This window comes from Fructobacillus papyriferae (genome assembly GCF_018437225.1).
In the GTDB taxonomy this organism is placed as follows: domain Bacteria; phylum Bacillota; class Bacilli; order Lactobacillales; family Lactobacillaceae; genus Fructobacillus; species Fructobacillus papyriferae.
In genome coordinates, this window is record NZ_JAAMFI010000002.1 from 247085 (window position 1) to 271038 (window position 23954).

Genomic DNA, 23954 nt, shown 5'->3' on the forward strand with positions numbered 1-23954 from the left:
GAAAAAGTGAAGATGGTGGCTATCCTGGAAAGGAGGTGGGGTCGATGAATAAACCCATAACTCTCATTATCCTAGGAAAGGAAATGCCTTTGTGTCAACAGAAAGCGCAATCTCGATTATCCTTCTCTTCTCAATGCTCGTTGTTGAGTTGATTAAGCTTGTCATTGTGCTCGTCGAAAAGATGAACACAAAAAAATAACCAATCGCCCACTTTAGCTGAGTCGCGATTGGTTATTTACTAACTAATTAAGGCTAGCCACCATTTTTATGGTTTCGCTAGGGGAATCGGTGTTGACGCGCCGGTTCCTTTTCTTGTCTTTATTATACCAGAATTTTTGGCAATGAGCAGAAGGTTATTCCCATTTCGAATATAAAACCTAATCTTCCTTCTTCACTGCCCGCTTTTGGATGAACCAGCTAATCAACATCATGAGAACGAAGAAAATAATACTTGAAAAGAGGTCTTTTGGCAGTGTGTTCATCTTGAAAAGAAGGTGGATGATCAAGAAGTAGACCAGGCTCCCGACGGCGTTTGAAAAAAGTGATTGTTTCATTTTGAAAGTCTCCTATGAGTTATCTGCTAAGAGTTTACCATAGGGCCTTGAATTTGCAAGAAAGCGCCGTTTTTCTCCCTAGTTTCTCCTTTTAAACTCTGCTATACTGAAGTAGAAAGTTCGGACCTAGTAAAGTGTGGGCTGTTATCAAGCGAGCGGGGAGAGTGGGAGCCCGTTAACAAAAGCACTTGAATTTCAGTCCGAAAAAAACCTTGATTTAATCGTCAACGGCGGCCACCGTTACCGGCTTTAAGCGCTAGTTTTACTAGAACTTGGGTGGTACCGCGGCAATCGTTTCGTCCCTTGACATCGGAAGATGACAAGGGACTTTTTTATTTGGATAAAAGAGGGCAAAGATGACATTAGTTGAAGAATTACAAGGCTTTTTGCAAGAAGCAACGGCTGAATTGGATAAGCCAGACGTCGACGTGGAAGCCGTCCGCGTGACTTATTTGGGTAAGAAAGGGAAAATCACGGGCGCTTTGAAGGCCATGAAGGACCTGCCCGTTGAGCAAAAGAAGGAAGTCGGCCAAGTGGGAAACCAGGTCCGCACGGCTATCCAAGAAAAGATCGAAGAAAAGAAGGCGGCGCAAGCTGCCCAGGCTTTGGAAGAAAAGCTGGCGGCGGAAAGCTTGGACGTGACCTTGCCAGGTGCCAAGCCTAAGCTCGGTGCCCCCCACGTTTTGCAACAGATTATGGACGAAATCGAGACGCACTTCTTGGGCCTCGGTTACCAAATCATCGACGATCCAACCGACTCGCCCGAAGTTGAAACGGACGAGTACAACTTCGAACGGGAGAACCTGCCAAAGGATCACCCAGCCCGTGATATGCAGGATACGTTCTACATCACACCGGAAATCTTGCTGCGAACGCAGACTTCCCCCGTGCAGTCGCGCGTGATGGAGAAGCACGACTTCTCCAAGGGACCGCTCAAGATGATTGCGCCCGGTAAGGTTTACCGTCGCGACACCGACGATGCCACGCACTCCCACCAGTTCCACCAAGTTGAAGGATTGGTTGTTGGGAAGAACATCACCATGGCGGATTTGAAGGGGACGCTTTTGTCGATCATGCAAGAGCTCTTTGGCGAAAAGCACCAGATTCGCCTCCGGCCTTCCTACTTCCCATTCACGGAGCCATCTGTTGAAGTCGATGTTTCTTGGAATGAGGTCACGCCTGACACGAAGCCAGAAGATATCAAATGGATCGAAGTGCTCGGTGCTGGAATGACCCACCCGAACGTTTTGAAGATGGATGGCATCGATCCTGAAGAATACACGGCCTTTGCCTTTGGCCTGGGACCGGATCGTTTCGCCATGCTAAAGTATGGCGTCGAAGATATCCGCCAGTTCTACCTGAACGACACGCGTTTCTTAGCGCAATTTAACGAGCGAGGTAACGAATGATGAAGACGAATTTAAAATGGTTAAATGAATACTTAACGCCTGGTTTGGATTTGTCTGAACAGGCTGTCTTGGATCTGGCTCAGCAGATCGAATTGACGGCTGTGGAAGTCGAAGAAGTCGGCCAAGCCGCTGCCAAGCAAGACGGTTTGGTCGTTGTTCGGGTCGACGAAGTTAAGGATCACCAAGATTCTGACCACCTGCACATCACTCAGGTCTTTGATGGCAAGGAACACATCCAAATCGTAACCGGAGCACCCAACGTGGCCGAAGGGCAGTTGGTGATTTTGGCGACGGTTGGTTCGCACATCATCGATCGGCAAACGGGCAAGTTGGTTAAGATTTCAAAGGCCAAGCTCCGTGGCGAAGTGTCTTACGGCATGCTCTCGGCTTTGCAGGAAATCGGCTTGCCGGACGCGGTATGCCCACAGCCAATCGAAGACGGGATCTACGTCTTTGCTGACGATGCCGACGTCAAGCCGGGCGACGATGCTTTGGAAGTCTTGGGTCTGAAAGATCCAATGATCGACACGGATTTGACGCCGAACCGGGCGGATCTGTTGTCAATGCGTGGTATGGCCTATGAAATGGCTGCGATGACCGGCCAAAGCGTCCAAGAAGTCGTTGATAAAGGGGCAAAAGCCGCTGCCTTTTTGGCGGATGATCAAGTGTCTCTTGCCATCAAAGATGGGCAACTGGCAAGCGGTGTGGCCATGTCTGTTGTCAACGGTGTGACCGTTGCACCAAGTGACTTGGCGACCCAGCGTCGCCTTTGGACTTCTGGCATCAAAGCTCAAAATAACGTCTTGGACGCGATGCACTACTGGTTGCTTGCGACCGGACAGCCACTGGCTGCCTTTGATTTGGATCGCCTGGCTGACAAAGCTTTGACGATTCGTTTGGCAGAAGAAGGGGAAGTGCTCGGTCAAGGCAATGGCGAAGAAGTGATTGCCTTGCGCGCGGGACAAGACGTCGTTTTGGTTGCTGGCAAGCAAGTGATCGCTTTGGCTGGCATTGCACAAGATCCAGAATTTGCAGTGACGGATGAGACCAAGAATGTCTTGCTGGTCGCTGGTCAGTACAACCCAAGCATGATTCGTCAAGCTGCTCGTCGTCACGCCTTGCGCTCGGAATCCTCTTTCCGTTTGGAACGTGGCATTGATTTGACGAATACGAAGACGGCTTTGGCTTCAGCTGCTAATGCGGTGGCAAAGGCCGCTTCCGGCCAATTGGCCGCTGGCCAGGCCGAAGCTGGCTTTGTCGAAGACGAGACGGTGACGATTTCGATGCCGGTTGCCCGTTTCAACCAAGTGTTGGGAACGACTTTGACCGACGAAGAAGTCATGGCCTTGCTGGAAAAGTTGGGCTTGACGGTTGATTTGAAGGCTGATCAGTTGACGGCCACGATTCCAGGACGCCGCACGGACTTGCGGATTCCAGCTGACTTGGTCGAAGAAGTCGGACGCTTATACGGCTATGACAAGTTGCCAACGGCTTTGATTGATGGTCAATCGACGGCGGGCGACTTGACGGCTCGGCAAAAGAAGATTCGGGCATCACGAAAGCTCATGCAAGCGCTTGGCTTCGACCAAGCCATTTCCTATGCCTTGATGACACCAGAAAAGTCAACGGCCTTTAACATCGGGCAAAACCATCCGGTTTTGGCCTTGGATTACCCCATGTCATCCGATCGGACGACGGCTCGTCAGAACTTAATTTCTGGCTTGATTGACGACGTAGCCTACAACGTGGCCCGCTCAGTAAAAGACATCGCTTTGTACGAACAAGGCCGCGTCTTCTTGAACGACAACGCTGGTAAGCAACCGGTCGAAGAAGAGCATTTGGCGGCTGTTTTGGTCGGCTCGATTGCCGAATCGACTTGGCAGGCTGGCGTTTCAGCTCGTGAGGCCGACTTCTTTGCGTTGAAGGGCCGTGTTGAGCGTTACTTGGAAAATATTGGCGTTCAAAATGTGACCTTTAAAGCGGAAAAAGGCCATGACAACATGCACCCAGGCCAAACCGCGGATATCTATTCGGGTGACATTTACTTGGGTTATTTGGGCCAGGTGCACCCAGAGTTTGTGGCCAAGCAGAAGTTGCCGACGATCTTTGCCTTTGAATTGAATTTGGAAGAGATTTTACTGGTGGCAAAGGGTGACAACACCTACCAACCAATTTCTCGTTACCCACAGATCACGCGTGACTTGGCTATTTTGGTCGATGACGACTTGTCGAACCAAGACGTCTTGGATTTGATTCAAAAGACTTCTGGCAAGTACCTAAAGGACGTTACCTTCTTTGATTTGTACACGGGTAAGGGAACGCCTGAAGGAAAGAAGTCGCTGGCTTACCAGCTGACTTATCAAGATCAAAACGATACCTTGGTCGAAGAAAAGGTCACAAAGGACTTTTCGAAAGTCACGGAAGCGTTGGCGACACAATTCGGTGCAGAAATTCGATAATTGTAATTGTCAGGGTGTCAGAAACCCCGTATAATCGAAGTAAAACGATAGCTAAGTAGGATTCGCCTTATGGCAAAAATTATTATTAATGGTGGCCACAAAGTCGCTGGTCAAGTGACCATCGGTGGTGCCAAAAACTCAACGGTGGCGCTGATTCCAGCAGCCATTTTAGCGGATACGCCGGTTCATTTTGACAATGTGCCACAGATTTTGGACGTTAAAAACTTACAATATATTCTTGCCGCGATGAACGTTCACTCGAACTTTCATGATGGTGATTTGACGATTGATCCAACGACAATCAAAGAAGCCCCATTGCCCGCAACGGCCATCAAGTCCTTGCGTGCCTCTTATTACTTTATGGGGGCATTGCTTGGTCGTTTTGGCCGGGCGACGGTGACGTTCCCGGGTGGGGATAACCTGGGGTCTCGTCCGATCGACCAGCACATCAAGGGTTTTGAAGCCTTGGGTGCCACTGTCACGGAAAAAGACGATGTGATTCATATCGATGCGAGTGAAAATGGATTAAAGGGGGCGCGCATCGCCCTTGACACGGTTTCAGTGGGGGCCACGATCAACATCATTTTGGCAGCTGTTCGGGCCGAAGGACAGACGATTATCGAAAACGTGGCCAAAGAGCCCGAAATCATCGATATCGCGACCTTCTTGAATAACATGGGGGCCAACATTCGTGGTGCTGGTACGGATACCATTCGCATCACGGGTGTCGAGTCGCTTAAGGCGCAAAACACACACACGGTTATCCCAGATCGCATTGAGGCCGGGACTTACATGTCCATGGCGGCAGCTTTTGGGGACGGCGTGACGATTCAAAACGTCATTCCGGAACATTTGGAGTCCTATACATCTAAATTGATCGAAATGGGTGTCGATATGCAAATCGGCGAAGATTCGATCTATATCGGCCCATCTCGTCCGTTGAAGCCGGTGGCCATCAAAACGATGCCTTATCCCGGCTTTGCCACGGATTTGCAGCAGCCGATTACGCCCTTGCTCTTCTTGGCGGAGGGAGAGTCGACGATTATCGAAACCATCTATCCAAAACGGATTCGTCACATCGCCGAATTACGGCGGATGGGGGCGGAACTGTCCTCGTTGAATCCAGGTGAGATTAAGGTCAACCATTCCGAACGCTTGGTTGGGACCACAGTAGAAGCTGCTGAGATTCGTGCCGGTGCTGCCTTGGTCATCGCTGCCATCATGGCCGATGGCCAGACGGTGATCGACAACGCCTCGCATATTTTGCGAGGTTATGATCGTTTGGCTGAAAAGTTGCGTGGTCTTGGTGTTGACCTTCAAATCGAAGGGGTCGATCTGATCAATTTGATGCCATAAGTTCTTGTCAAAATGATTTGAGCGTGCTACACTTATACAGTTAATAACTGACTCTGGCTATGAATAGTCAGGGCGCTAAGGAGATTAGTCATGAAAGCAGATATCCACCCAAATTACCGCCCAGTTGTCTTCATCGATGCCGCAACTGGTAAGAAGTTCTTGTCAGCTTCAACTGTTGAAACGGACACGACGGTAGAATTTGACGGCCAAGAATACCCATCATTGCGTATGGACATCACGTCAGACTCACACCCATTCTACACTGGTAAGCAGAAGTTTACTCAGGCTGATGGTGCCGTTGACAAGTTCAACAAGAAGTTTGCGGACTTCGGTTTCAAGAACAAGTAAGTTCTTTTTAAAAAGCGTCCACCCTGGTGGACGCTTTTTATTTTTCGAAGTGTCAGGAGAAAGGGGAGCAGCGGCATGGCCAAAACCACACCACCCGTCAAATTACATGAGATCGTCCAGGTCGAAATAGCCAAAATTCGCCAAAACGGCATGGGGTTGGCCTGGGCCAACGAGCAAAAAACCTACCCAATCTACATAGCCAATGCCATGTTTCATGAAGTGGTCCAAGTTGAAATCATTCAGGTCGATAAGCTCTCGTCTTATGGTCGAATTGTGTCTTGGGATAAGAAAAATCCGGCGCGCATCGCTGCTGATCGGGACTATTTGCTAGAAGCTGGAACAGCTCCTTTGGTCAATTGGGCTTACCCGGCACAAAAGGACTGGAAGCGCTCGCTAGTCAAGGATAACTTTGAAGCGGCTGGGCTTTTGGTGGACGTAGCTGAACCAGTCACAATGGATGAAAAAGTCCCTTCCTATTACCGTAACAAGACGGTTGTGCCCGTTAAGTGGCAGGATGGCCAGCTGCTTTCCGGCTTCTATCAACGCGGGACTCACGAGCTAGTGCCAATGACGGATTACTTTGTTAACGACAAGCGGCTTGATGAAGTCATTGTGATTGTTCGAAACATCTTGGAAAAACTGGCCATTTCTGCTTATGATCCAGATACGGATGAAGGGGCGGTGCGCTACATTATGGTGCGCCGGGGTTACTATTCCAAGCAACTGATGGTGGTGCTGGTATCAAACGACCCGATCCTGCCAAAGCAAGACGAAGTCGTCGAGGCCATTGTCACTGCTCTGCCTGATCTGACTTCTCTGATTTTAAACAAGGCACCCAAAAAGGACTACGTTCAGCTGTCTGCGGACAACGAGACCCTTTATGGAAAAGACCAAATCGAGGATTCCTTGCTCGGTAAGCGCTTCTTGATTGGGCCGAATTCCTTTTATCAGGTCAATCCAGTCATGACTGAAAAGCTCTACCAGACGGCGGCCGATTTGGCCCAGCTAAAAAAGTCGGACCTGGTCGTCGACGCTTATGCTGGAATCGGGACGATTGGGATGTCCGTTGCCGACCGGGTAAAAGAAGTCATCGGCGTCGAGGTTGTCCCCGGTGCAGTGGCGGACGCGCAGAAAAATCTGGCCTTAAACGGTATTGAGAACGCAACCTATATTTTAAAGGACGCGCCAGAGCAATTTGTCGAATGGGAGGAAGAAGGGGTACGCCCCGACGTCGTCTTTGTCGATCCGCCTCGCCGAGGCTTGACCGAAGAGTTGATCAAAAAAGCGGCCCTAATGGGGCCGGATCGCGTGGTCTACGTCTCTTGTAACCCTTTGACGGCCGCCCGTGATTGTGCCTTATTTGACCAAGTCGGCTACGAAATTGCCGGCCCGGTCGTGCCAGTCGACCAGTTTCCCCAAACTGCCCACATTGAAACGGTGACGGTTCTGCAAAAAAAGAGGTAAAATGGAGTGAGATGTTCGAGCCGATTTGGCAGAATAACAAAAATTTTTTAACTCACTGTCAATACTTTGATAATGCAAAAAGGAATGATTCATGAAGCTCACCTTAGCAGAGTTGGCGATTGCCACAAATGGCGTCCTTCAGGGCGATGAGAAGACAGTAGTTGAAGGGGTTACCTTCGACTCACGAAAAGTTCAACCAGGCGACCTTTTTGTCGCCCTAGTTGGTGAAAACGATGGTCACGACTACATCCAAATGGCCATGGATAAGGGCGCCAAGGCTGTTTTGGCCCAAGAGGGCCACGTGCTGCCTGCAGCCGTTTCGGCCGTTGTCGTGCCCGATTCCTTGACTGGCTTGCAAGAATTAAGCCAGTACTATTTGAAGGAAGTGGCCCCCAAGGTGGTCGCCATCACTGGTTCTAATGGGAAGACAACGACTAAGGACATGGTCGCTTCCATTTTGTCCGAACAATACAAGACCTTCAAGACGCCGGCCAACTTCAACAACGAAATCGGCCTGCCCGTCACCATCTTGTCGATGCCAGAAGAGACGGAAATCTTGGTCTTAGAAATGGGGATGGACCGTCCCGGTCAGTTGACCGCTTTGTCAACTCTAGCCCAACCAGATATCGCCGTCATCACGATGATTGGCGAGGCTCACTTGGAATTCTTCAAGACCCGGGCGAACATTGCCAAAGCGAAACTTGAAATTACGGCTGGCTTGAAAAAAGACGGTCTCTTCTTGATTCCAGCAGACGAGGACTTGCTGACAAAAGCAAAGAATTTGCCTGCGAATACAAAAACCTTTGGTCCGGTTCCTTCAGACATAAAGGAGTCCTTGTCAGAAACGGTCTGGACCGAAGCGGGCCAGCAGTTTGCAATTCCCATGCTTGGCCGCTATAATGTTAAGAATGCAGAAGCTGCGATTATGGTCGGTCAGGCATGTGGCTTGACGTTGAAGACTATGGCAAGTGCTTTGGCACATTTTGATTTAACGAAAAATCGAACAGAAATCCTAACGGCGACAAATGGTGCCAAGATCATCTCTGATGTCTATAATGCCAACCCGACTGCAACAAAGGAAGTGTTAGCAGCGATTGCAAAAGATGGCGTCAAGGAGCCAATGATTGTGTTGGGTGACATGCTCGAATTGGGTGAGCAGGGACCGGCCTTGCACGCGGATTTAGCTTCTTCTATTTTGAAAACGAAGCCAAAAGAGGTGAAGTTGGTTGGGCCGCTCATGGTGGACAACTTGCTGCCGGTTTTGAAAGAAAAAGCGCCGGCTCTCAATGTTAAGGGGTATCAGTCGGATCAGCTTCTCGAGCTGATCACTGATCTAAAAGCTGAATTAAGTGAAGAGGACCTTGTCTTCTTGAAGGCGTCACACGGGATTCATTTAGAAAAGGTGCTGGCTTCGCTCATCGGAAAGCCGGTGGACCATGCTTAAACGGACGGATTTATTTCCTGAGAAAATTAAGCTTTCTTGGTATCATCGTCCTGTTTTTTATTTTTCTGTTATTTCTTTATTGCTTTTATCAATAGTAACCTTAACCGTCATGGGGGCGGCTAAACCTGATAAAGTCAGTGCCAAAAAGAAGGCAACAACAGCAGTTTTGACTAAAAATGACTTGAGCAAAAAGGTCACTGCGCAGAACAAGACGGTTGAAAAGCTCGATGAAGAGTTAAAAAAACAACGTTTTTCCGGAACGGCTTTAGTTGTAAAAAATGGTCAAATTAAGCTTAGTCAGGGTTATGGTCAAGCAGATGTTTTAAAGGATCGTAAAAATCAGCCGAAGACGACTTTTCCAGTGGCTTCCACGGCTAAAATCCTAACCGCTATCTTAATTGGCCAGCAGGTCGAAAAGGGAAAACTATCATACGATAGTCCGCTTCAAAACTATTATCCAATGGTGCCAAATGCCGATCAAATTACGGTTCGCGACCTGCTCACGATGACATCTGATTTAAAGCAAAGTAAGCAACCCGATCAGTATACTTCTGAACAGGATAACGTTGATTTCTCAGCAGAAAACACCGAGAGTTCAGGTGGTGTTCTTGGAACGGGCAGTGGCTGGACCTATCAACCCGTTAATTACCGCCTTTTGGCCGGAATTTTAATGAAGGTCACGGGTAAGAGTTATCAGACTTTGGTTAATGACTTGTTTAATAAGAAAGCCGATTTAGGTATTCTTTTCTACCCTGATTTTAAGAAAACAACCGCCTTTGCCAAAGCCTACACCTTTGGATCTGAGACTGAGCGAGATATTACGCCTGTTGAATACCAGCGGGAGACAGGGACTGGCAATGTGTCGATGACCACTGGGCAACTCTACTTGCTGTACCAGAAGTTCTTTTCAGATAAGCTCATTAAGCACCACCAAAGCTTGCTCGAGCAACGTCTGCCGGCCCACTATGCGGCTGGTCTCTACGGCTATGGGTCGGTTTATGAAGGACACGGGATTATCTCGGGCTACGAATCGAACGTCGTGTTGAGTCACAATGGGCAAGATGCTGTCATCTTGCTGTCGAACCAGTACGATAGTGACCATTCCTTTCAAAAGCTTGGCCAACAGTTCTTTACGGAATTGACGGGTGAGCAAGCACCATAGGCGTGCCAAATGAGCAGCCCCCAAAAAAATCAGTCAGCCCAGCTAGACTATAAACTGCTTGGCCTTTAAAACGCGCAGGGAGCGCGTTATCATAGAAGTAGACCAATTGGTCTTTAGGCGCGCTCGAACGTGCTTTCAAAGGAGAAAATTTTGAAGTTTGAAGAACTCGGCTTATCAAAAGCCATTTTGCAATCCATCCAAGCCCACGGTTACGTGGAGGCGACACCAATCCAGGAGAAAACGATTCCGTTGACTTTGGCCGGTAAAGACGTCATCGGCCAGGCCCAGACGGGAACTGGGAAGACGGCTGCCTTTGGTTTGCCAATTTTGGAACACATCGACTTGGATAACCCTAACATCCAAGCCGTGATCATTTCCCCAACGCGTGAATTGGCTATCCAAACGGCTGATGAATTGAAGAAGTTGGGCTCAGACAAGCACGTGAATGTGCAAGTGGTCTTTGGTGGCTCAGATATTCGTCGCCAGATTCAAGGCCTGAAGTCAAAGCCACAAATCTTGGTTGGGACGCCTGGTCGTTTGCTCGATCACATCAACCGGAAGACGGCTAAGCTGCAAGGTGTCAAGACTCTTGTTTTGGATGAAGCCGATGAGATGTTGAACATGGGCTTCTTGGATGACATCGAAGCGATCATTGCTCAAGTGCCTGATTCCCGTCAGACTTTGCTCTTCTCAGCAACGATGCCTGAATCAATCCGCCGCATTGGGGTGAAGTTCATGACGGATCCTGAAATGGTGAAGATTGAAGCCAAGCAGTTGACGACTGATTTGGTTGAACAATTCTTCATCCGCTGTCGTCACGAAGAAAAGTTCGATGCCTTGACGCGTACCATCGATATTCAAGAACCATTTTTGGGCATTGTCTTTGGTCGGACGAAGCGTCGTGTCGAAGAGTTGGCCCGCGGTTTGGAAGCACGTGGCTACAAGGCCGCAGGGTTGCACGGTGATTTGACACAGCAAATGCGTTCCCGTGTCTTGGACCAATTCAAGTCACACGAAATCAACTTGCTGGTTGCAACCGACGTGGCGGCTCGTGGTTTGGACGTGAAGGACGTTTCCCACGTTTATAACTTCGATATTCCACAAGACCCTGAATCATACGTGCACCGTATCGGTCGTACGGGTCGTGCCGGTGCCGAAGGTACTTCTGTGACGATCGTTGCCCCAAACGAAATGGACTACTTGCGTGCCATCGAAGATTTGACGAAGAAGCGCATGACGCCTTTGCAACCAGCCACGTTGCAAGAAGCACGCTTGGGCCGAATCAACGGGTCATTGGACGAAGCGGCAGCGTTGATGTCAAAAACGAACCCTGAAGAAATGCAAGCTCAAGTGGCAGCCTTGATGAGCCAGTTCACGCCAGAACAATTGGCAGCTGGACTTTTGGCTTCCGTTGCTGGCTTGGAAAAGCAAAACGCTCCCGTAACCTTGTCACGGGAACGTCCTTTGCCACGCCGTAAGGGTGGTAAGGGCGGTTCTCGCGGTGGTTATCGTGGCGGAAACCGTCGTGGTAACGGTGGTGGCTATCGTGGCCGCCGTGACGGTGATCGTCGTGGTAATGGTGGCGGTGGCTACCGTGGTCGTCGTGATGGCGAACGTCGCTCAAACGGTGGTGGCTACAAGGGCAATAACCACCGTTCGAACGAACGTCGTGGCAATGGTCAAGGTCGTAAGCGCGACTTTACGGTTCGCGAAAAGGGCTAAATCGAAAAAAGTTAGACGAAATTTAGAAAAGTGTCTGTTATCAGATGCTTTTTTTGTTTATAATGAAAGTAAACGAAGCGAAAAGGAGTGGCAATGAATGTAACAGAAGCACTTGCTTATATTCACGGTCGGCCAAAGGGTGGAAAAAAGAACTCCATGGCTCGAATGGCAGCCCTCCTGAAAACATTAGGGCACCCAGAAACGCTGTTGCCACCATCCTTTCACGTCACTGGAACAAACGGGAAGGGTTCCACTGCGACGATGCTTTCTGCCATCGGGCAAGCGGCTGGCAAACGTGTTGGTCTGTTCACTTCTCCCTACATTGTCCGCTTCAACGACCGCTTTCAGATCAATGGTGAGGATATCTCGGATTCTGATTTGGCCCGGTACACCAAGCGGGTTTCTGCAGCGGCTGCCCAGGTCACTGCCGATTCGGGCGGTGAACTTGTCCCAACGGAGTTTGAGGCCGTCACTGCCATCATGTTTTGCTACTTCGCAGAAGAAGAACTTGACCTCGCCGTCATTGAGGTCGGCATCGGAGGACGCTTCGACTCAACGAACTTGTTGCAGTCGACCGCTGTTTCGGTGGTGACCAGTATTGCCCTTGACCATCAGGCCATGCTTGGTGATAGCCTTTTTTCCATTGCCAAGCAAAAGGCTGGGATCATCAAGGATGAAAAGCCGGTCGTTCTTGGTCCTCGCATTTCGGGTCCCGCAAAGCGGGTTTTGGAAGAGGAGGCGGCGTTGAAAGAGGCCCCCTTGATTCTGGCGGGCCCAAAAAATGGGCGAAGGCAAGACGGGCAGTTTTACCGTTCTGCTCTTCACGGCTCTTTTCAAGAAGATAATCTGCAGACGGCGGTTGCGGCCTATTTAGCGCTCGATCCAAACACGACGCCTGAAGTGATTCAGACTGGGCTAGACAGGGCCTTTTTGCCGGGGCGCTTTGAGAAAGTGTGGGCCGAAAATGAAACAAGGCCGACGGTCTATCTCGACGGGGCGCACAACCCGGCCGGATTGAAAGCCCTGCAGCAGACTGTTGACCAGAACGTTAAAGAGCAAGTCATTCTCTGTGTTGCCGGCCTTGCCGACAAAGAGTTGATTTCGGGGCTAAAGCCATTGGCCAAAGACGAACGGATCGAGCTGGTCACCCTTTCATACATGGGCCTTCCTGGACGCCCGGCACTAGCCAAAGAGGACTATCAAAAAGCGGGTCTCATAAACCTGGCTTTTGATAGGCTGGACCAGGTCTTAGAATACGCTAAACAGCAAGGAAAAGCCTTGGTTTTCACCGGGTCCTTATATTTTATAGCTGATGTTAGGAGGCATCTATGTCAGACGAAGAAAAAGTTCTGAGTCCAAAGCTGATTTTGAGCATTCTTTCGATTGCCCTAATCGCCTTTACGGACATCATGTTGGAAACGGCTTTGAACGTTTCCTTTCCAGTTTTGATGAGCGAATTGCACGTGAGTTCGTCAACGGTTCAATGGCTGACGTCGGGCGTGATTTTGCTGACGACGATGGTCATTATCATGTCATCTTGGTTGAAAGACCGCTTCAAGAACCGCACGCAGTTCTTGGCTGCTGGTCTGATTTCACTTCTTGGAATCCTGATTGACGCTGTTTCCAACCAATTCCCAATCATCTTGTTTGGCCGCCTGCTGCAAGGTGTCGGTGCCGGAGTTGGATTACCCTTGATGAACAACGTCATCTTCGAGCAGGTACCCATGAACCGTCGTGGAACGATGGTTGGTTTGGCATCCTTGATCGTTTCGTTCTCACCAGCTCTTGGACCTGCCTTCGGTGGTTTTCTGACAGACGCCTTTGGCTGGCACATGATCTTTTGGGTGGTTGTGCCCGTTCAGCTTTTTGCCTTGATTCTTGGATGGATGACCATCACGACAACGGTTGAAACGAAACATGTCAAGTTCGACCTCATTGGTTGGTTGTTGCTTTCTGCCTTCTTCATCGGTGGTTTGATCACCATCGACCGCTTGGCGACAGACGGCCTCTTTAACGTCACGAGCTTGATTGCCCTTTCGGCCTTTGTCTTTGGTATCCTGGGTTACTACTTTTATGCTCGTAAGGAAGCCGAACCACTTTTGGCCCCATCGATGTTTGCGCGACCAATGTTTCGTTTGGCGGTGTTCTCAGGATTCATCATTCAGATGATCAACCTGACCTTTAACTATGTCATTCCAATGGGCTTGCAAGTGGTCTTGCACGAGAACTCCTCAATGGCTGGAATCGCGCTTTTCCCAGGCGCATTGCTACAGGCCTTGATGGCCATCGTCTCCGGTGCTTTGTACGACCGTTATGGCGCAAAGTTGCCAAACGGCTTGGGGGTCTTCTTCCTGATTCTCGGATGCTTCTGGATGGCCATCCTGCCATTTGGCTTCGTCCTTTTCATGATTGGCTTTGCCCTCATGCAAACAGGAATTGGATTCTTCAACGGAAACAACATGACAAACACGATTTCCAACATGGATCGCGTCTATCACAATGCTGCCAACTCGATTTTTGCCGCCATGCAGAACTACTCTGCCGCGGTCGGTATTGCCTTGGCTGCCTGCATTGTTTCCATTTTCCAAAACAATGCCGCTGATATGACGAAGGGAACTGGACTTGGAATCCGTGTGACCTACATCATGGACGCTGTCTTGATTATCGGGGCGGCTTTGATGTCGTTTTCTGTCATTAAAAAGTCCAATCCGGTTGCTCATTCCATTCCAGTTAATCAAGAAGTCGAATGGCACAAGACGGATCAACAATAACGATTTTTCCGTTAAGGGCCTACCCTAAAATAATAAAAAAATATTGTTAAAAAGAACCTGTTTTTTCGTATCACTCTGTAAAGGAGATGATGACATGAAAGAGCAGGTTTTTTCATATTACGAAGCATTGGGAGAAGATGCTGCACGGGAAACCGCACGCTTTTTCCTGCACTTTCCAGCGGGCTATGATTTTAACGCCCTAGACGAAAAAACAAAAAGCGCTTTTCTTTCGGAGAATAAACGCGTGAACACCGCCCTGTTGCATGCCCTTTTTGCTGGTTATTTGATGGAAAAACACCAGAAAGGACATTTGATTTCGGCCAGGCATTCCGAGACTTTTGGCCGTTTCGCGCAAGCGGAGTTGGGCGCATTGAAGCAAGAACAGGTCTTTTTGGCTTTGCTGGACACGCAGCTCGATTTGATTAGCTGGGAAGTTGTCTTTGTTGGAACATTGACTGAGGTTTCAACGTCACCTAGAGAAATTTTTCAACGCGCGCTGCAACAAAATGCCTATGCCATGATTATGGCGCACAACCATCCTTCTGGAAACGTGCAGCCATCTGAAGAAGATCGGGCGTTTACTAGCCGCTTGGTCGACTTAGGGGAGCGATTGGGACTGCCCTTGATTGATTCTTTTGTGGTCACCAAAAAAGCCTACTGGTCAATGGCTGAAGAAGAGGGACCACTTGCAGAAAAAAGTTAAGCAAAAAAAGGCCTTGACCATTCGACTGATGCATGAAAAATGGTAAACTAAGAAAGTAGTTTACAGAAAGGGGCCATAGGATGCCTGCAAAAATCGTGATGATCGGTGGCGGTTCGGGATTACCCGTCATTATTAAGCCATTGGTTAAGCAAGAGGTTGATCTAACGGCCATTGTAACGGTCGCAGACGATGGTGGATCGTCTGGTTTATTGCGCGACTATGTTAACATCATTCCACCTGGGGATATTCGAAACATTATGGTGGCGATGTCCACAGCTGACCAAGAATTGTTGGCCCTTTTCCAATACCGTTTTCAGACAAAGGATGATTTTTTAGCGAAGCATGCGGTTGGTAATTTGCTGATTGCAGCGCTTACGGAAATGACGGGGGATGTCTCAGAAGCGATTACTCGTCTCGCCAAATATTTGAAGATTAAGGGTCAAGTTTATCCGGTTGCAAAAGAACCATTGATTTTACAAGCGGAGACGACTGACGGTCAAAAATTATCTGGTGAAGCTGCCATTACGGCGGCCCACCAAGCACTCGATCACGTTTGGGTTAGCCCTTCGACAAAGGGGCAAAAAATAACGGCTAACCCTGAAGCTGTCGATGCCATTTTGTCAGCGGATATGATTGTCTATGGACCTGGTTCGCTTTTTACCTCCATCCTGCCAAACATTGTCGTGCCGGGAATTAAAGAAGCACTCCAGGCCACACCGGCAAAGCAGGTCTACATTGCCAATATCATGACCCAAAAAGGGGAAACGGACGCCTATACTGACGCCGAACACCTGGCGGTTTTGAATCGGCATCTTGGCAAAAAAATGATTGATGCGGTGTTGACTAACCAGAGCCAAGTTCCTGCCGATTTCGTTGATTATCAACGCTGGGGTGAAATTTCAACACAGGTTAAGCAGGATCCGAAAGCTATCGAGAAGGAGGGAGCCGAGGTAGTATCGCGTGACTTCCTGTTGCTTCGCGATGCTGGGGCCTTTCACGATGGGCAAAAAGTGGCTGACCTCATCTTCTCGCTCTTGGAGGGGTAAGAATGTCTTTTGCTGCTGATGTAAAAAAAGAATTAACGGGGCGAATCGTGTCAGATGAAGCGGCCAAGCCAGAATTGGCCGCCTTGCTTCAAATGAACGGGGTGACGACGTTAGGCTTAAAACAAGAAGTCCGCGTTCAAACGGATAACCCGGCCATTGCCAGACGTATCTTTTCGTTGATTCGCCAATCCTATCCAAAAGCTGAAGTCGATTACAACGTCAAGCAACAGTTCGCCTTATCGGAGCATAAGGTGGTGACGGTTGTCTTGCATTCGGCGGTTGAAGAAATTCTTGACGATCTTGGCGTGGATCCATTTGGTATTGATCAATCGGTGCCCGATTGGCTATTAAATACTGAAGACAAGCGGGCGGCTTTTTTGCGGGGGGCTTTCTTGGCTTCTGGCTCGGTGAATTCGCCTGATAAATCCAACTATCATCTCGAGATTTCGACAGGCCAAGAGGGCTTGGCAGAACAGTTGCTTGACTTGATTCAAGACTTCTTAATGCCAGCCAAAATGATCAATCGTTCCAAACACTATGTCATTTACATGAAGCGTTCGGATAAGATTGTCGAATTCATGAAGCTGATTGGGGCGACGGCGACCATGCTGCACTTTGAAGATTTGCGTTTGGCAAAAGACATGCGCAATTCTGCCAACCGGATGATGAACGCGGATATGGCGAATTTGCAAAAAGTAGCGGATGCGGCCAATAGCCAAGTCCAAACGATTTTAACGATCCAAGGCGAAATTGGTGACTTGGACGAACTGCCAGCAAAATTGGCGGACTTTGCAAGAGCGCGGCTGGAACACCCGGATTCCTCTCTGACCGAGATTGGGGATTATTTGGAAATTTCCAAATCAGGGGCTAACCACCGCATGCGCAAGCTAAAGGAATTGGCTAAACAAATTGAAGAAGGTACCTTTGATGCCGATCAAATGTAAAAGGGGCAACCCTTTTTTTCTTTTAGAAGAATGGGCTTTTGCGTTACAATAGAGTACTAAAGAGATAAAAGGAGTTTACTATGTGGCCAGGTGTTATTGAACAAACGGCAAATGGACGTGAGTCCTATGATTTGCCATCACGACTATTAAAGGACCGGATTATTTTGGTTCAAGGCGAGGTCGAAGACAGCATGGCGACGTCAATCGTTGCCCAATTGCTCTTTTTGGAAGCGCAAGATCCGGATAAGGAAATTTCCATGTACATCAACTCGCCAGGGGGTTCGGTGACTGCCGGCCTGTCGATTGTGGATGCCATGAACTTTATTAAGGCACCGGTGACGACCATTGTGATGGGCTTGGCCGCTTCGATGGGGACGATTATCGCTTCATCAGGTGAAAAAGGTCACCGTTTCATGTTGCCAAACGCTGAGTACTTGATCCACCAACCAATGGGTGGCGCAGCCGGCGGTACGCAACAATCGGACATGGCGATTATTGCCGAACAATTAACGAAAACTCGTCACAAACTGAACCAAATCCTTTCAGATAATTCCGGTAAGGATCTGAAAACGATTGCCCGCGATACGGAGCGAGATTACTGGATGTCTGCAGAAGAAACGCTAGAATACGGGCTGATCGATGGCATCATGGAAAAGGCCGGCCAAAAGCCAATTACTTTGAAGAAATAAGCACGAAATCTGGCATAGGCCTACTGTTTGAAGTATAATGAACATATAGAAAAATATTGGAGGACGAATTATGAAAGTTTTTGCTTACGGAATTCGTGAAGATGAAAAACCAGCTTTGAAGGATTGGGAAGCCAACAACCCCGAAGTTGAAGTGGACTACACTGACCAATTGTTGACGCCTGAAACGGCTGCAATGGCCAAGGGTGCTGATTCAGCTGTTGTATACCAACAGTTGGACTACACGAAGGAAACGTTGGAAGCATTGGCAGCAGCCGGTGTCAAGAACATGTCACTTCGTAACGTTGGAACCGATAACATCGATTTCGACGCTGCCAAGGAATTGGGCATGAACATTTCAAACGTCCCAGTATATTCACCAAACGCCATTGCGGAACACTCAATGATCCAATTGTCACGTTTGCTTCGTCGTACGAAGCCAATGGATGCTAAGGTTGCTAAGCACGATTTGCGTTGGGCACCAACTATCGGTCGTGAAATGCGTATGCAAACGGTTGGTATCATTGGTACTGGTCACATTGGTCGTGTTGCGATCAACATCTTGAAGGGATTTGGCGCAAAAGTGATCGCCTATGATAAGTTCCCAAACCCTGAATTGCAAAAGGAAGGGTTGTACGTTGATTCATTGGATGACTTGTACGCACAAGCCGATGCCATTTCATTGTACGTACCTGGTGTTCCTGAAAACGATCACATGATCAACAAGGACTCCATCGCCAAGATGAAGGATGGCGTTGTCATCGTCAACGTTGCCCGTGGTAACTTGATGGACATCGACGCGGTGATCGATGGTTTGAACTCAGGAAAGATTTCTGACTTCGCCATGGACGTTTACGAAAACGAAGTTGGTCTCTTTAACAAGGACTGGTCAGGTAAGGAATTCCCTGATGCAAAGATTGCTGATTTGATTGCTCGTGACAATGTTTTGGTTACGCCACACATCGCGTTCTACACGACGAAGGCTGTTTCTGAAATGGTTCACCAATCCTTTGATGCAGCTGTTTCATTTGCAAAGGGTGAAACCCCTGCCATCGCTGTTAAGTACTAATTGCGAGCTTTGACTCCAAGCGAAATCTTGGGGTCTTTTCTTTAGGAGAGAGAAAAATGTCAGAAAATGTAATGCCAGAAAGCAAGCCATTGCCTGTCTTTTCTGGAAAAGAAAACCTGCACTTGAAGGATTTCTTTTTCAAAGTTTTGTCTGGATCTGCAAACGGAATTTTGATCGGTGTATTGCCATCGGCTGTGATGAAATACATCATCCAGTATTCTGGAATGGGCAATACGGCTTGGGGGGCTGATTTTTCAGCCATCCTAACACTCTTTACCTCCATGATTCCTTTCTTGATCGGAATGGCGGTTGCCATGAACTTCAAGATGAAGGTTTTGGATACCGGTGTTGTTGCCTTGGCCACGATGATGGCTTCCAATTCGGTTACCTGGGGAATGGCAAAGGCCGGTACGGTCAACCCACTAACCCATAAGACTTTGGCAGCACCAACCCGTCTTTACATGGCGGCCGGTGCTGGTGACGTGATCAACGCGATGTTGGTCGCGGCTATTGCGGTCTTGGTGATCTGGTTGGTTTCTCGTTATTTGAATGGCTTTGGTTCCGTTGCCATCATCTTGTCCCCAATCTTGATTGGTGGTGGGGTTGGTTTGCTTGGTAAGGAAATTGCCCCAACGGTTGGTAAGTTGACGACTTGGATTGGTGACATGGTTGAATCCTTTACCAAGTTGGCTCCCGTACCAATGGCCATTTTGATTGCCATGGCCTTTGCAGTGATTATTGTGACGCCTGTCTCAACGGTTGGGATTGCTTTGGCCATTAACTTGACTGGAATCGGTTCTGGTGCCGCTGGTATGGGAATCGTGGCAACGACGGTTGTTTTGTTGATTAATTCATGGTCAGTCAACAAGAAGGGAACCACGGTTGCCATCTTCTTGGGTGCCATGAAGGGAATGATGCCATCCGTCTTCAAGAAGCCGGTCACATTACTACCATTCATGTTTGCCGCTGCCTTGTCAGGTATTCCGGTTGCGCTCTTTGATATCCAAGGAACGGCCACTACGGCTGGTTTCGGTTATATCGGTATGGTTTCACCTTTGCAGTCAGTGATTCAAGATGCTGCTATCCCTTCAACGGTGATGTCACACTTCATTTCACCGTTGATCGCTGTTCTTGCTTGGTTTATCATTCCAATCATTGCCGGTATCTTGGCACAACTGATCTTCTCTAAGATGTTGAAGCTTTACAAGCCAGCTGATTTTGAGCAAGAATTGTAATCGGTTAATTAAAAAGTCGCTCTTGGAGCGGCTTTTTTTGATATAGTGACACTAGCATTGCTTTTTAAAGGAGACAAATGATGGCAGAATTATTCCAACTGGTTTTATTGCGTGGTAGCCGCGGCGGTGTTCGGCCGATGCGGACATCGCGTCGGACAACTGGTCGCTCCTTCAATCGGCATAGTGGTGGTTTTGGTTCTTCCTTTGGCCGCTTTGTCTCACGGGCCATCTTTTGGAGCATTGGTTGGCATATTGGCGCTGAACTGGCCTCGTTTTTTGGTTTCTTTGGCCTGCTCCTCTTGATTATTCTTGTTCTTTGGTTAGTTAGAAGACGTCGTTAAAAAAGCGAACGCATGAGCGTTCGCTTTTTTTATTTGATTTGATAGAGACACCAGATCATTTCGGGCTGAAAACGTTCCATAATGTGATGGGTTGCTTTAAGGTCTGCTTCAGCGTTTTGGCTGAAGATGGCGTATTGATAGTCGCCATTTAGAAAGCAATTAGCAGCGACTGGTTTTGCTGGCACGTAGTCGATAGCAAGAGTTATTTGCTTTCGATCGGCAAAGTCTTTCAGCAGGGCAGTGGTGGTTTTGTGGCTGACGGCTTTGCCGTTTTTTTGCTCGCTGTTTTCGACCAGAAGCATTTCCATGGTGGGGCTGGCCCAGGTTTTTTGAATTGAAAGCTTTTGCCAGTTGGCGTAGTGCTGACTGGTCCAGGTGTCACCAGCAGGCCCTTGATAACCCACGGGAACTAGGAAGTAGTCGCCCTGGTACTTGTCCAGATTGGCATAAATGGTGGCAAAGTCGAAGTGGAGCTGAATACTTAGGCCTTGATAGTTTGGGTCTTCTGCTTCGAGCTTGCTTGCAACAAGATTGGAGTCGGTTTCTTTTGGACCAAGGGTGTGAATTGTTACCATGTGCGATTCCTTTCTTTTTTATTCGGCCGTTTGAATCTTGTCGATGATTTCTTCTGCGATGGTTTCGGGATTCTTTTGGTCGACCTGGACGATAATGTCGGCTGTGTCTTGGTAGAAACGCTTACGAGAAGCCTTGAGCTTGGCCAAGTCTTCATCAGTTTTATCAGCTAGGATGGGACGCTTGTCCCAGTCCTCGCCGGAAAGGTTCTGAAGGGTTGTATCATCAGAGGCCAAAAGCCAAACGACGGGGCGTTGATCAGCGATTAAGAGGGCCTGATTTGCTTTCTGGCAGGCCGTTCCACCACCAGTGGCTAAGACGTTATCCGTGGATAAGTGCTTAGCTAAGAGCTCTTTTTCCACTTGTCGGAAGGCCGCTTCGCCCTTTTCTTCAAAGTAAGAGGGGATACTTTGGCCAAGGTATTCTTCGATGGCGTCATCGAGATCACAGAAGGGTTGGTCTAAGACTTTGGCAAGGGCGTTACCGACGGTTGTCTTTCCGGCGCCCATGAAGCCGATTAGGATGGGGTTTTGCATGTCTTACTCCTTTTCCATTCGGAGGCGGGCCGCCTGAGCAGCCTTCAAATCGTCAAATAGTTCGTCAGCGTTTTTGTCTTGAATGGCCTGCTTTAAACGGCCGATTTCTTGTTCAAAGTCATCGAGTTCCGACAAAATCTGCTTGGGGTTGGACAAGAAGATACTGGTCCACATGGTGGCGTCAGCTTTGGCGATACGGGTGGCATCGAGAAAACCAGCAGCGGGCTTTCCCCAGTCAACTGAGGAGGCCTCGCGGGCTTTGTTAACCGTTGAGGCCAGGGCAAAGGCAACCATGTGTGGCAGATGGGAAGAGGCGGCCACGATTTGGTCGTGGCTGGCGGCATCGACAATCCGAAAGTCAAAGTTTGCTGCGGATAGCAGTTCCTTGAAGGTTGCCATCTGTTCTTGACTAGTGTTTTCTTGAATCAAGAAGTAGCTGTGATTAACCAGTCGATTGGTATCGACGTTTTTAGCACCCGTTAAGTGGGAACCGGCCATGGGGTGTCCGGCCAAGAAGGCGACACCCTTTTTAATCAGTGCCTGAGCACTTTGTTCGATTTGGACTTTGGAAGAACCAACGTCTGAGACCAGCACGCCGTCTTTTAGGGGGAGGTCTGCTAGCTCTTTTAGACGCTGACAAATGACAGCGACGGGGGAGGCTAGGATGATGACGTCGGCCTCTTTGGCACCGTCTTCAAAGGGGCAGCTTGCATCAAGGAGACCCTGCTCTTGCAGATAGGCCAGGTTTTCTGGGTTCAGGTCATTGCCGACAATGCGTGTATTGGGATTGTTTTCCTTGATGAAGGTTGCCAGACTAGCGCCAATCAGCCCTAGTCCGTCGATAAAGACAGTGGTCATGGTTATTTCCTTATGAGTGTATTCAAATCAGTTGAAAAAGTTGGGTATGAGACGGCCATGCAGTCTTCGTCTTTGATGGTGATCTCCTTGTCTAAGAGGAGGGAGGCGACTTTTAGTGTCATGGCAATGCGATGATCACCGAATGAGTCGACCTGCTCGTCTTGAACAGTCAGGGGCTTACCACCGGTGATGATGAGACCGTCTGGCTTTTCTTCGATGGAAGCACCAAGCTTGCCCAATTCAGAGGCAATGGCGGCCAGTCGGTCGGATTCCTTGACGCGGAGCTCGGCGGCACCAGAGATGGTCGAAACGCCGTCGACAGCAGTTGCAAGCAATGCCAGGATAGGCACTTCGTCGACCAAGGCGGGGATGTCAGCTTCTTCGATGTGGAAGGTCTTGAGTGGTCCGGCCTTGATGGTCAGGTTAGCCATTGGCTCACCTGGCTGGTCGATGCGGTCGATGGTGAGGTCGGCGCCCATTTGTTCGAGGACACGGATAATCCCGTCACGGGTTGGGTTGAGGCCAACTCGTTCGATGGTAATTTCAGAACCAGGCACGATGGCACCGGCAACCAGGAAGAAGGCGGCTGATGAGATGTCAGCGGGCACTTCGACGTGTTGGGCCTTTAGTGGGTGGTCAGGGTGGATGGTAATCAAGCCGTCTTCCTTGTCGATGGACTCAGGGGAGAAGAGCTTGAGCATTGTTTCGCTGTGGTCTCGGGAAGGAAGGGGCTCTTCGATAGTTGTATCGGACTGTGCCGTCAAGGCTGCCAGGATGATGGCGGACTTGACCTGGGCAGAGGCGATGGGTAGGCGGTAGTGAATGCCGTGAAGGACCTCACCGTAGATATCCATTGGCAGGTGGCCGTCGGTGGCAACAAGCGTTCCGTTCATTTCCGAAAGGGGCGTGATGACACGGCCCATGGGGCGCTTTGAAAGCGAGGCATCACCGACCATGTGACTGTCGAAGTGCTGTCCTGCCAAGAGGCCGGCCATGAGTCTTGTTGATGTACCGGAGTTTTGCATGTCCAGGGGTTCTTGACTTTCCTGTAAGCCCAGCATGCCGACACCGTCGATAGTCAGGCTGTTGCCGTCTTCTTTTATGTGGACACCCATTTGGCGAAAGGCCTGAAGGGTTGCCAAGCAGTCGTTTGAGCGAAGAAAGTTTGAAACGGTGGTCTGTCCTTCGGCAATGGATCCAAAGATGATGGCGCGGTGGGAGATGGATTTGTCACCAGGGACCTGGATAGTTCCTTTTAAAGTCGGGGTAGTCAT

General features: G+C 49.1%; 23 protein-coding genes. 18 read left to right on the forward strand and 5 right to left on the reverse strand.

Annotation, left to right across the window (positions count from 1 at the left end; all coding sequences use genetic code 11):
* Positions 1-91: 91 nt before the first annotated feature.
* A complete protein-coding gene (locus G6R27_RS06365; RefSeq protein WP_230791162.1) occupies positions 92-199 on the forward strand; it encodes a putative holin-like toxin in 108 nt (35 codons plus the stop codon).
* A 178-nt stretch (positions 200-377) separates the two neighbouring features.
* Here G6R27_RS06365 and G6R27_RS04945 read toward each other — a convergent pair whose 3' ends face one another.
* A complete protein-coding gene (locus tag G6R27_RS04945; RefSeq protein WP_213819958.1) occupies positions 378-554 on the reverse strand; it encodes a hypothetical protein in 177 nt (58 codons plus the stop codon).
* 356 nt (positions 555-910) lie between these two features.
* Between G6R27_RS04945 and pheS the strand changes: the two genes are divergently transcribed.
* The 17 genes from pheS to G6R27_RS05030 all read left to right on the forward strand — a co-directional run bounded on the left by pheS (position 911) and on the right by G6R27_RS05030 (position 20713).
* The gene (gene pheS, locus G6R27_RS04950; protein WP_213819959.1) at positions 911-1963 is read left to right on the forward strand and encodes a phenylalanine--tRNA ligase subunit alpha; all 1053 of its coding nucleotides are present in this window, start codon (positions 911-913) and stop codon (positions 1961-1963) included.
* The gene (gene pheT, locus G6R27_RS04955) at positions 1960-4422 is read left to right on the forward strand and encodes a phenylalanine--tRNA ligase subunit beta (RefSeq protein ID WP_230791160.1); all 2463 of its coding nucleotides are present in this window, start codon (positions 1960-1962) and stop codon (positions 4420-4422) included. Before pheS ends, pheT begins: the two co-directional genes overlap by 4 nt.
* Positions 4423-4491: 69 nt before the next feature.
* Entirely contained in the window at positions 4492-5778 is a 1287-nt protein-coding gene (locus tag G6R27_RS04960; protein ID WP_213819960.1) for a UDP-N-acetylglucosamine 1-carboxyvinyltransferase, read from the forward strand.
* Between the two features lie 90 nt (positions 5779-5868).
* Positions 5869-6126 carry a type B 50S ribosomal protein L31 gene (locus G6R27_RS04965; protein ID WP_213819961.1) on the forward strand — a complete coding sequence of 86 codons (258 nt, stop codon included), beginning with the start codon at positions 5869-5871 and terminating at the stop codon, positions 6124-6126.
* 75 nt (positions 6127-6201) lie between these two features.
* Positions 6202-7590, forward strand: coding sequence for a 23S rRNA (uracil(1939)-C(5))-methyltransferase RlmD (gene rlmD / locus G6R27_RS04970; RefSeq protein WP_213819962.1), 1389 nt, complete (start codon positions 6202-6204; stop codon positions 7588-7590).
* Between the two features lie 91 nt (positions 7591-7681).
* Positions 7682-9034, forward strand: coding sequence for a UDP-N-acetylmuramoyl-tripeptide--D-alanyl-D-alanine ligase (locus tag G6R27_RS04975; RefSeq protein WP_213819963.1), 1353 nt, complete (start codon positions 7682-7684; stop codon positions 9032-9034).
* A 109-nt stretch (positions 9035-9143) separates the two neighbouring features.
* Positions 9144-10196 (forward strand): serine hydrolase domain-containing protein, encoded by a 1053-nt coding sequence (locus tag G6R27_RS04980; protein WP_213819964.1) that lies wholly within the window; start codon positions 9144-9146, stop codon positions 10194-10196.
* A 150-nt stretch (positions 10197-10346) separates the two neighbouring features.
* Positions 10347-11918 (forward strand): degradosome RNA helicase CshA, encoded by a 1572-nt coding sequence (gene cshA / locus G6R27_RS04985; protein WP_238480086.1) that lies wholly within the window; start codon positions 10347-10349, stop codon positions 11916-11918.
* 93 nt (positions 11919-12011) lie between these two features.
* On the forward strand, positions 12012-13271 hold the full coding sequence (locus tag G6R27_RS04990; RefSeq protein ID WP_213819965.1) for a bifunctional folylpolyglutamate synthase/dihydrofolate synthase: 1260 nt from the start codon (positions 12012-12014) through the stop codon (positions 13269-13271).
* Positions 13247-14689, forward strand: a complete 1443-nt coding sequence (locus G6R27_RS04995) for an MFS transporter (protein WP_213819966.1) — start codon at positions 13247-13249, stop codon at positions 14687-14689. Before G6R27_RS04990 ends, G6R27_RS04995 begins: the two co-directional genes overlap by 25 nt.
* Positions 14690-14783: 94 nt before the next feature.
* Positions 14784-15392: a JAB domain-containing protein gene (locus G6R27_RS05000; RefSeq protein WP_213819967.1), complete on the forward strand. Its 609-nt coding sequence runs from the start codon at positions 14784-14786 to the stop codon at positions 15390-15392.
* An 80-nt stretch (positions 15393-15472) separates the two neighbouring features.
* Positions 15473-16438 (forward strand): gluconeogenesis factor YvcK family protein, encoded by a 966-nt coding sequence (locus G6R27_RS05005; protein ID WP_213819968.1) that lies wholly within the window; start codon positions 15473-15475, stop codon positions 16436-16438.
* A 2-nt stretch (positions 16439-16440) separates the two neighbouring features.
* Positions 16441-17382: a DNA-binding protein WhiA gene (whiA, locus tag G6R27_RS05010; RefSeq protein WP_213819969.1), complete on the forward strand. Its 942-nt coding sequence runs from the start codon at positions 16441-16443 to the stop codon at positions 17380-17382.
* A gap of 80 nt (positions 17383-17462) precedes the next feature.
* Entirely contained in the window at positions 17463-18071 is a 609-nt protein-coding gene (locus G6R27_RS05015) for an ATP-dependent Clp protease proteolytic subunit (RefSeq protein WP_213819970.1), read from the forward strand.
* Between the two features lie 70 nt (positions 18072-18141).
* Positions 18142-19137: a D-2-hydroxyacid dehydrogenase gene (locus G6R27_RS05020; protein ID WP_213819971.1), complete on the forward strand. Its 996-nt coding sequence runs from the start codon at positions 18142-18144 to the stop codon at positions 19135-19137.
* 56 nt (positions 19138-19193) lie between these two features.
* Positions 19194-20372 carry a PTS sugar transporter subunit IIC gene (locus G6R27_RS05025; RefSeq protein WP_213819972.1) on the forward strand — a complete coding sequence of 393 codons (1179 nt, stop codon included), beginning with the start codon at positions 19194-19196 and terminating at the stop codon, positions 20370-20372.
* Between the two features lie 80 nt (positions 20373-20452).
* Positions 20453-20713, forward strand: coding sequence for a hypothetical protein (locus tag G6R27_RS05030; RefSeq protein WP_213819973.1), 261 nt, complete (start codon positions 20453-20455; stop codon positions 20711-20713).
* Positions 20714-20742: 29 nt separating this feature from the next.
* On the opposite strand, the gene G6R27_RS05035 is transcribed toward G6R27_RS05030, so the two are convergent.
* From G6R27_RS05035 to aroA, 4 genes are read right to left on the reverse strand one after another with little or no spacing between them, the layout of a single operon-like run.
* Positions 20743-21288, reverse strand: coding sequence for a hypothetical protein (locus G6R27_RS05035; protein WP_213819974.1), 546 nt, complete (start codon positions 21286-21288; stop codon positions 20743-20745).
* Between the two features lie 18 nt (positions 21289-21306).
* Positions 21307-21822, reverse strand: coding sequence for a shikimate kinase (locus tag G6R27_RS05040; protein WP_213819975.1), 516 nt, complete (start codon positions 21820-21822; stop codon positions 21307-21309).
* 3 nt (positions 21823-21825) lie between these two features.
* Positions 21826-22680 carry a prephenate dehydrogenase gene (locus G6R27_RS05045; protein ID WP_213819976.1) on the reverse strand — a complete coding sequence of 285 codons (855 nt, stop codon included), beginning with the start codon at positions 22678-22680 and terminating at the stop codon, positions 21826-21828.
* A gap of 2 nt (positions 22681-22682) precedes the next feature.
* Positions 22683-23954, reverse strand: a complete 1272-nt coding sequence (gene aroA, locus G6R27_RS05050) for a 3-phosphoshikimate 1-carboxyvinyltransferase (protein WP_213819977.1) — start codon at positions 23952-23954, stop codon at positions 22683-22685.

Coding starts and splice junctions, on each gene's coding strand:
- G6R27_RS04945 (WP_213819958.1), bottom strand. CDS start 554: ATGAAACAATCACTTTTTTCAAACGCCGTCGGGAGCCTGGTCTACTTC.
- pheS (WP_213819959.1), top strand. CDS start 911: ATGACATTAGTTGAAGAATTACAAGGCTTTTTGCAAGAAGCAACGGCT.
- pheT (WP_230791160.1), top strand. CDS start 1,960: ATGATGAAGACGAATTTAAAATGGTTAAATGAATACTTAACGCCTGGT.
- G6R27_RS04960 (WP_213819960.1), top strand. CDS start 4,492: ATGGCAAAAATTATTATTAATGGTGGCCACAAAGTCGCTGGTCAAGTG.
- G6R27_RS04965 (WP_213819961.1), top strand. CDS start 5,869: ATGAAAGCAGATATCCACCCAAATTACCGCCCAGTTGTCTTCATCGAT.
- rlmD (WP_213819962.1), top strand. CDS start 6,202: ATGGCCAAAACCACACCACCCGTCAAATTACATGAGATCGTCCAGGTC.
- G6R27_RS04975 (WP_213819963.1), top strand. CDS start 7,682: ATGAAGCTCACCTTAGCAGAGTTGGCGATTGCCACAAATGGCGTCCTT.
- G6R27_RS04980 (WP_213819964.1), top strand. CDS start 9,144: ATGGGGGCGGCTAAACCTGATAAAGTCAGTGCCAAAAAGAAGGCAACA.
- G6R27_RS04990 (WP_213819965.1), top strand. CDS start 12,012: ATGAATGTAACAGAAGCACTTGCTTATATTCACGGTCGGCCAAAGGGT.
- G6R27_RS04995 (WP_213819966.1), top strand. CDS start 13,247: ATGTCAGACGAAGAAAAAGTTCTGAGTCCAAAGCTGATTTTGAGCATT.
- G6R27_RS05000 (WP_213819967.1), top strand. CDS start 14,784: ATGAAAGAGCAGGTTTTTTCATATTACGAAGCATTGGGAGAAGATGCT.
- G6R27_RS05005 (WP_213819968.1), top strand. CDS start 15,473: ATGCCTGCAAAAATCGTGATGATCGGTGGCGGTTCGGGATTACCCGTC.
- whiA (WP_213819969.1), top strand. CDS start 16,441: ATGTCTTTTGCTGCTGATGTAAAAAAAGAATTAACGGGGCGAATCGTG.
- G6R27_RS05015 (WP_213819970.1), top strand. CDS start 17,463: ATGTGGCCAGGTGTTATTGAACAAACGGCAAATGGACGTGAGTCCTAT.
- G6R27_RS05020 (WP_213819971.1), top strand. CDS start 18,142: ATGAAAGTTTTTGCTTACGGAATTCGTGAAGATGAAAAACCAGCTTTG.
- G6R27_RS05025 (WP_213819972.1), top strand. CDS start 19,194: ATGTCAGAAAATGTAATGCCAGAAAGCAAGCCATTGCCTGTCTTTTCT.
- G6R27_RS05030 (WP_213819973.1), top strand. CDS start 20,453: ATGGCAGAATTATTCCAACTGGTTTTATTGCGTGGTAGCCGCGGCGGT.
- G6R27_RS05035 (WP_213819974.1), bottom strand. CDS start 21,288: ATGGTAACAATTCACACCCTTGGTCCAAAAGAAACCGACTCCAATCTT.
- G6R27_RS05040 (WP_213819975.1), bottom strand. CDS start 21,822: ATGCAAAACCCCATCCTAATCGGCTTCATGGGCGCCGGAAAGACAACC.
- G6R27_RS05045 (WP_213819976.1), bottom strand. CDS start 22,680: ATGACCACTGTCTTTATCGACGGACTAGGGCTGATTGGCGCTAGTCTG.
- aroA (WP_213819977.1), bottom strand. CDS start 23,954: ATGACTACCCCGACTTTAAAAGGAACTATCCAGGTCCCTGGTGACAAA.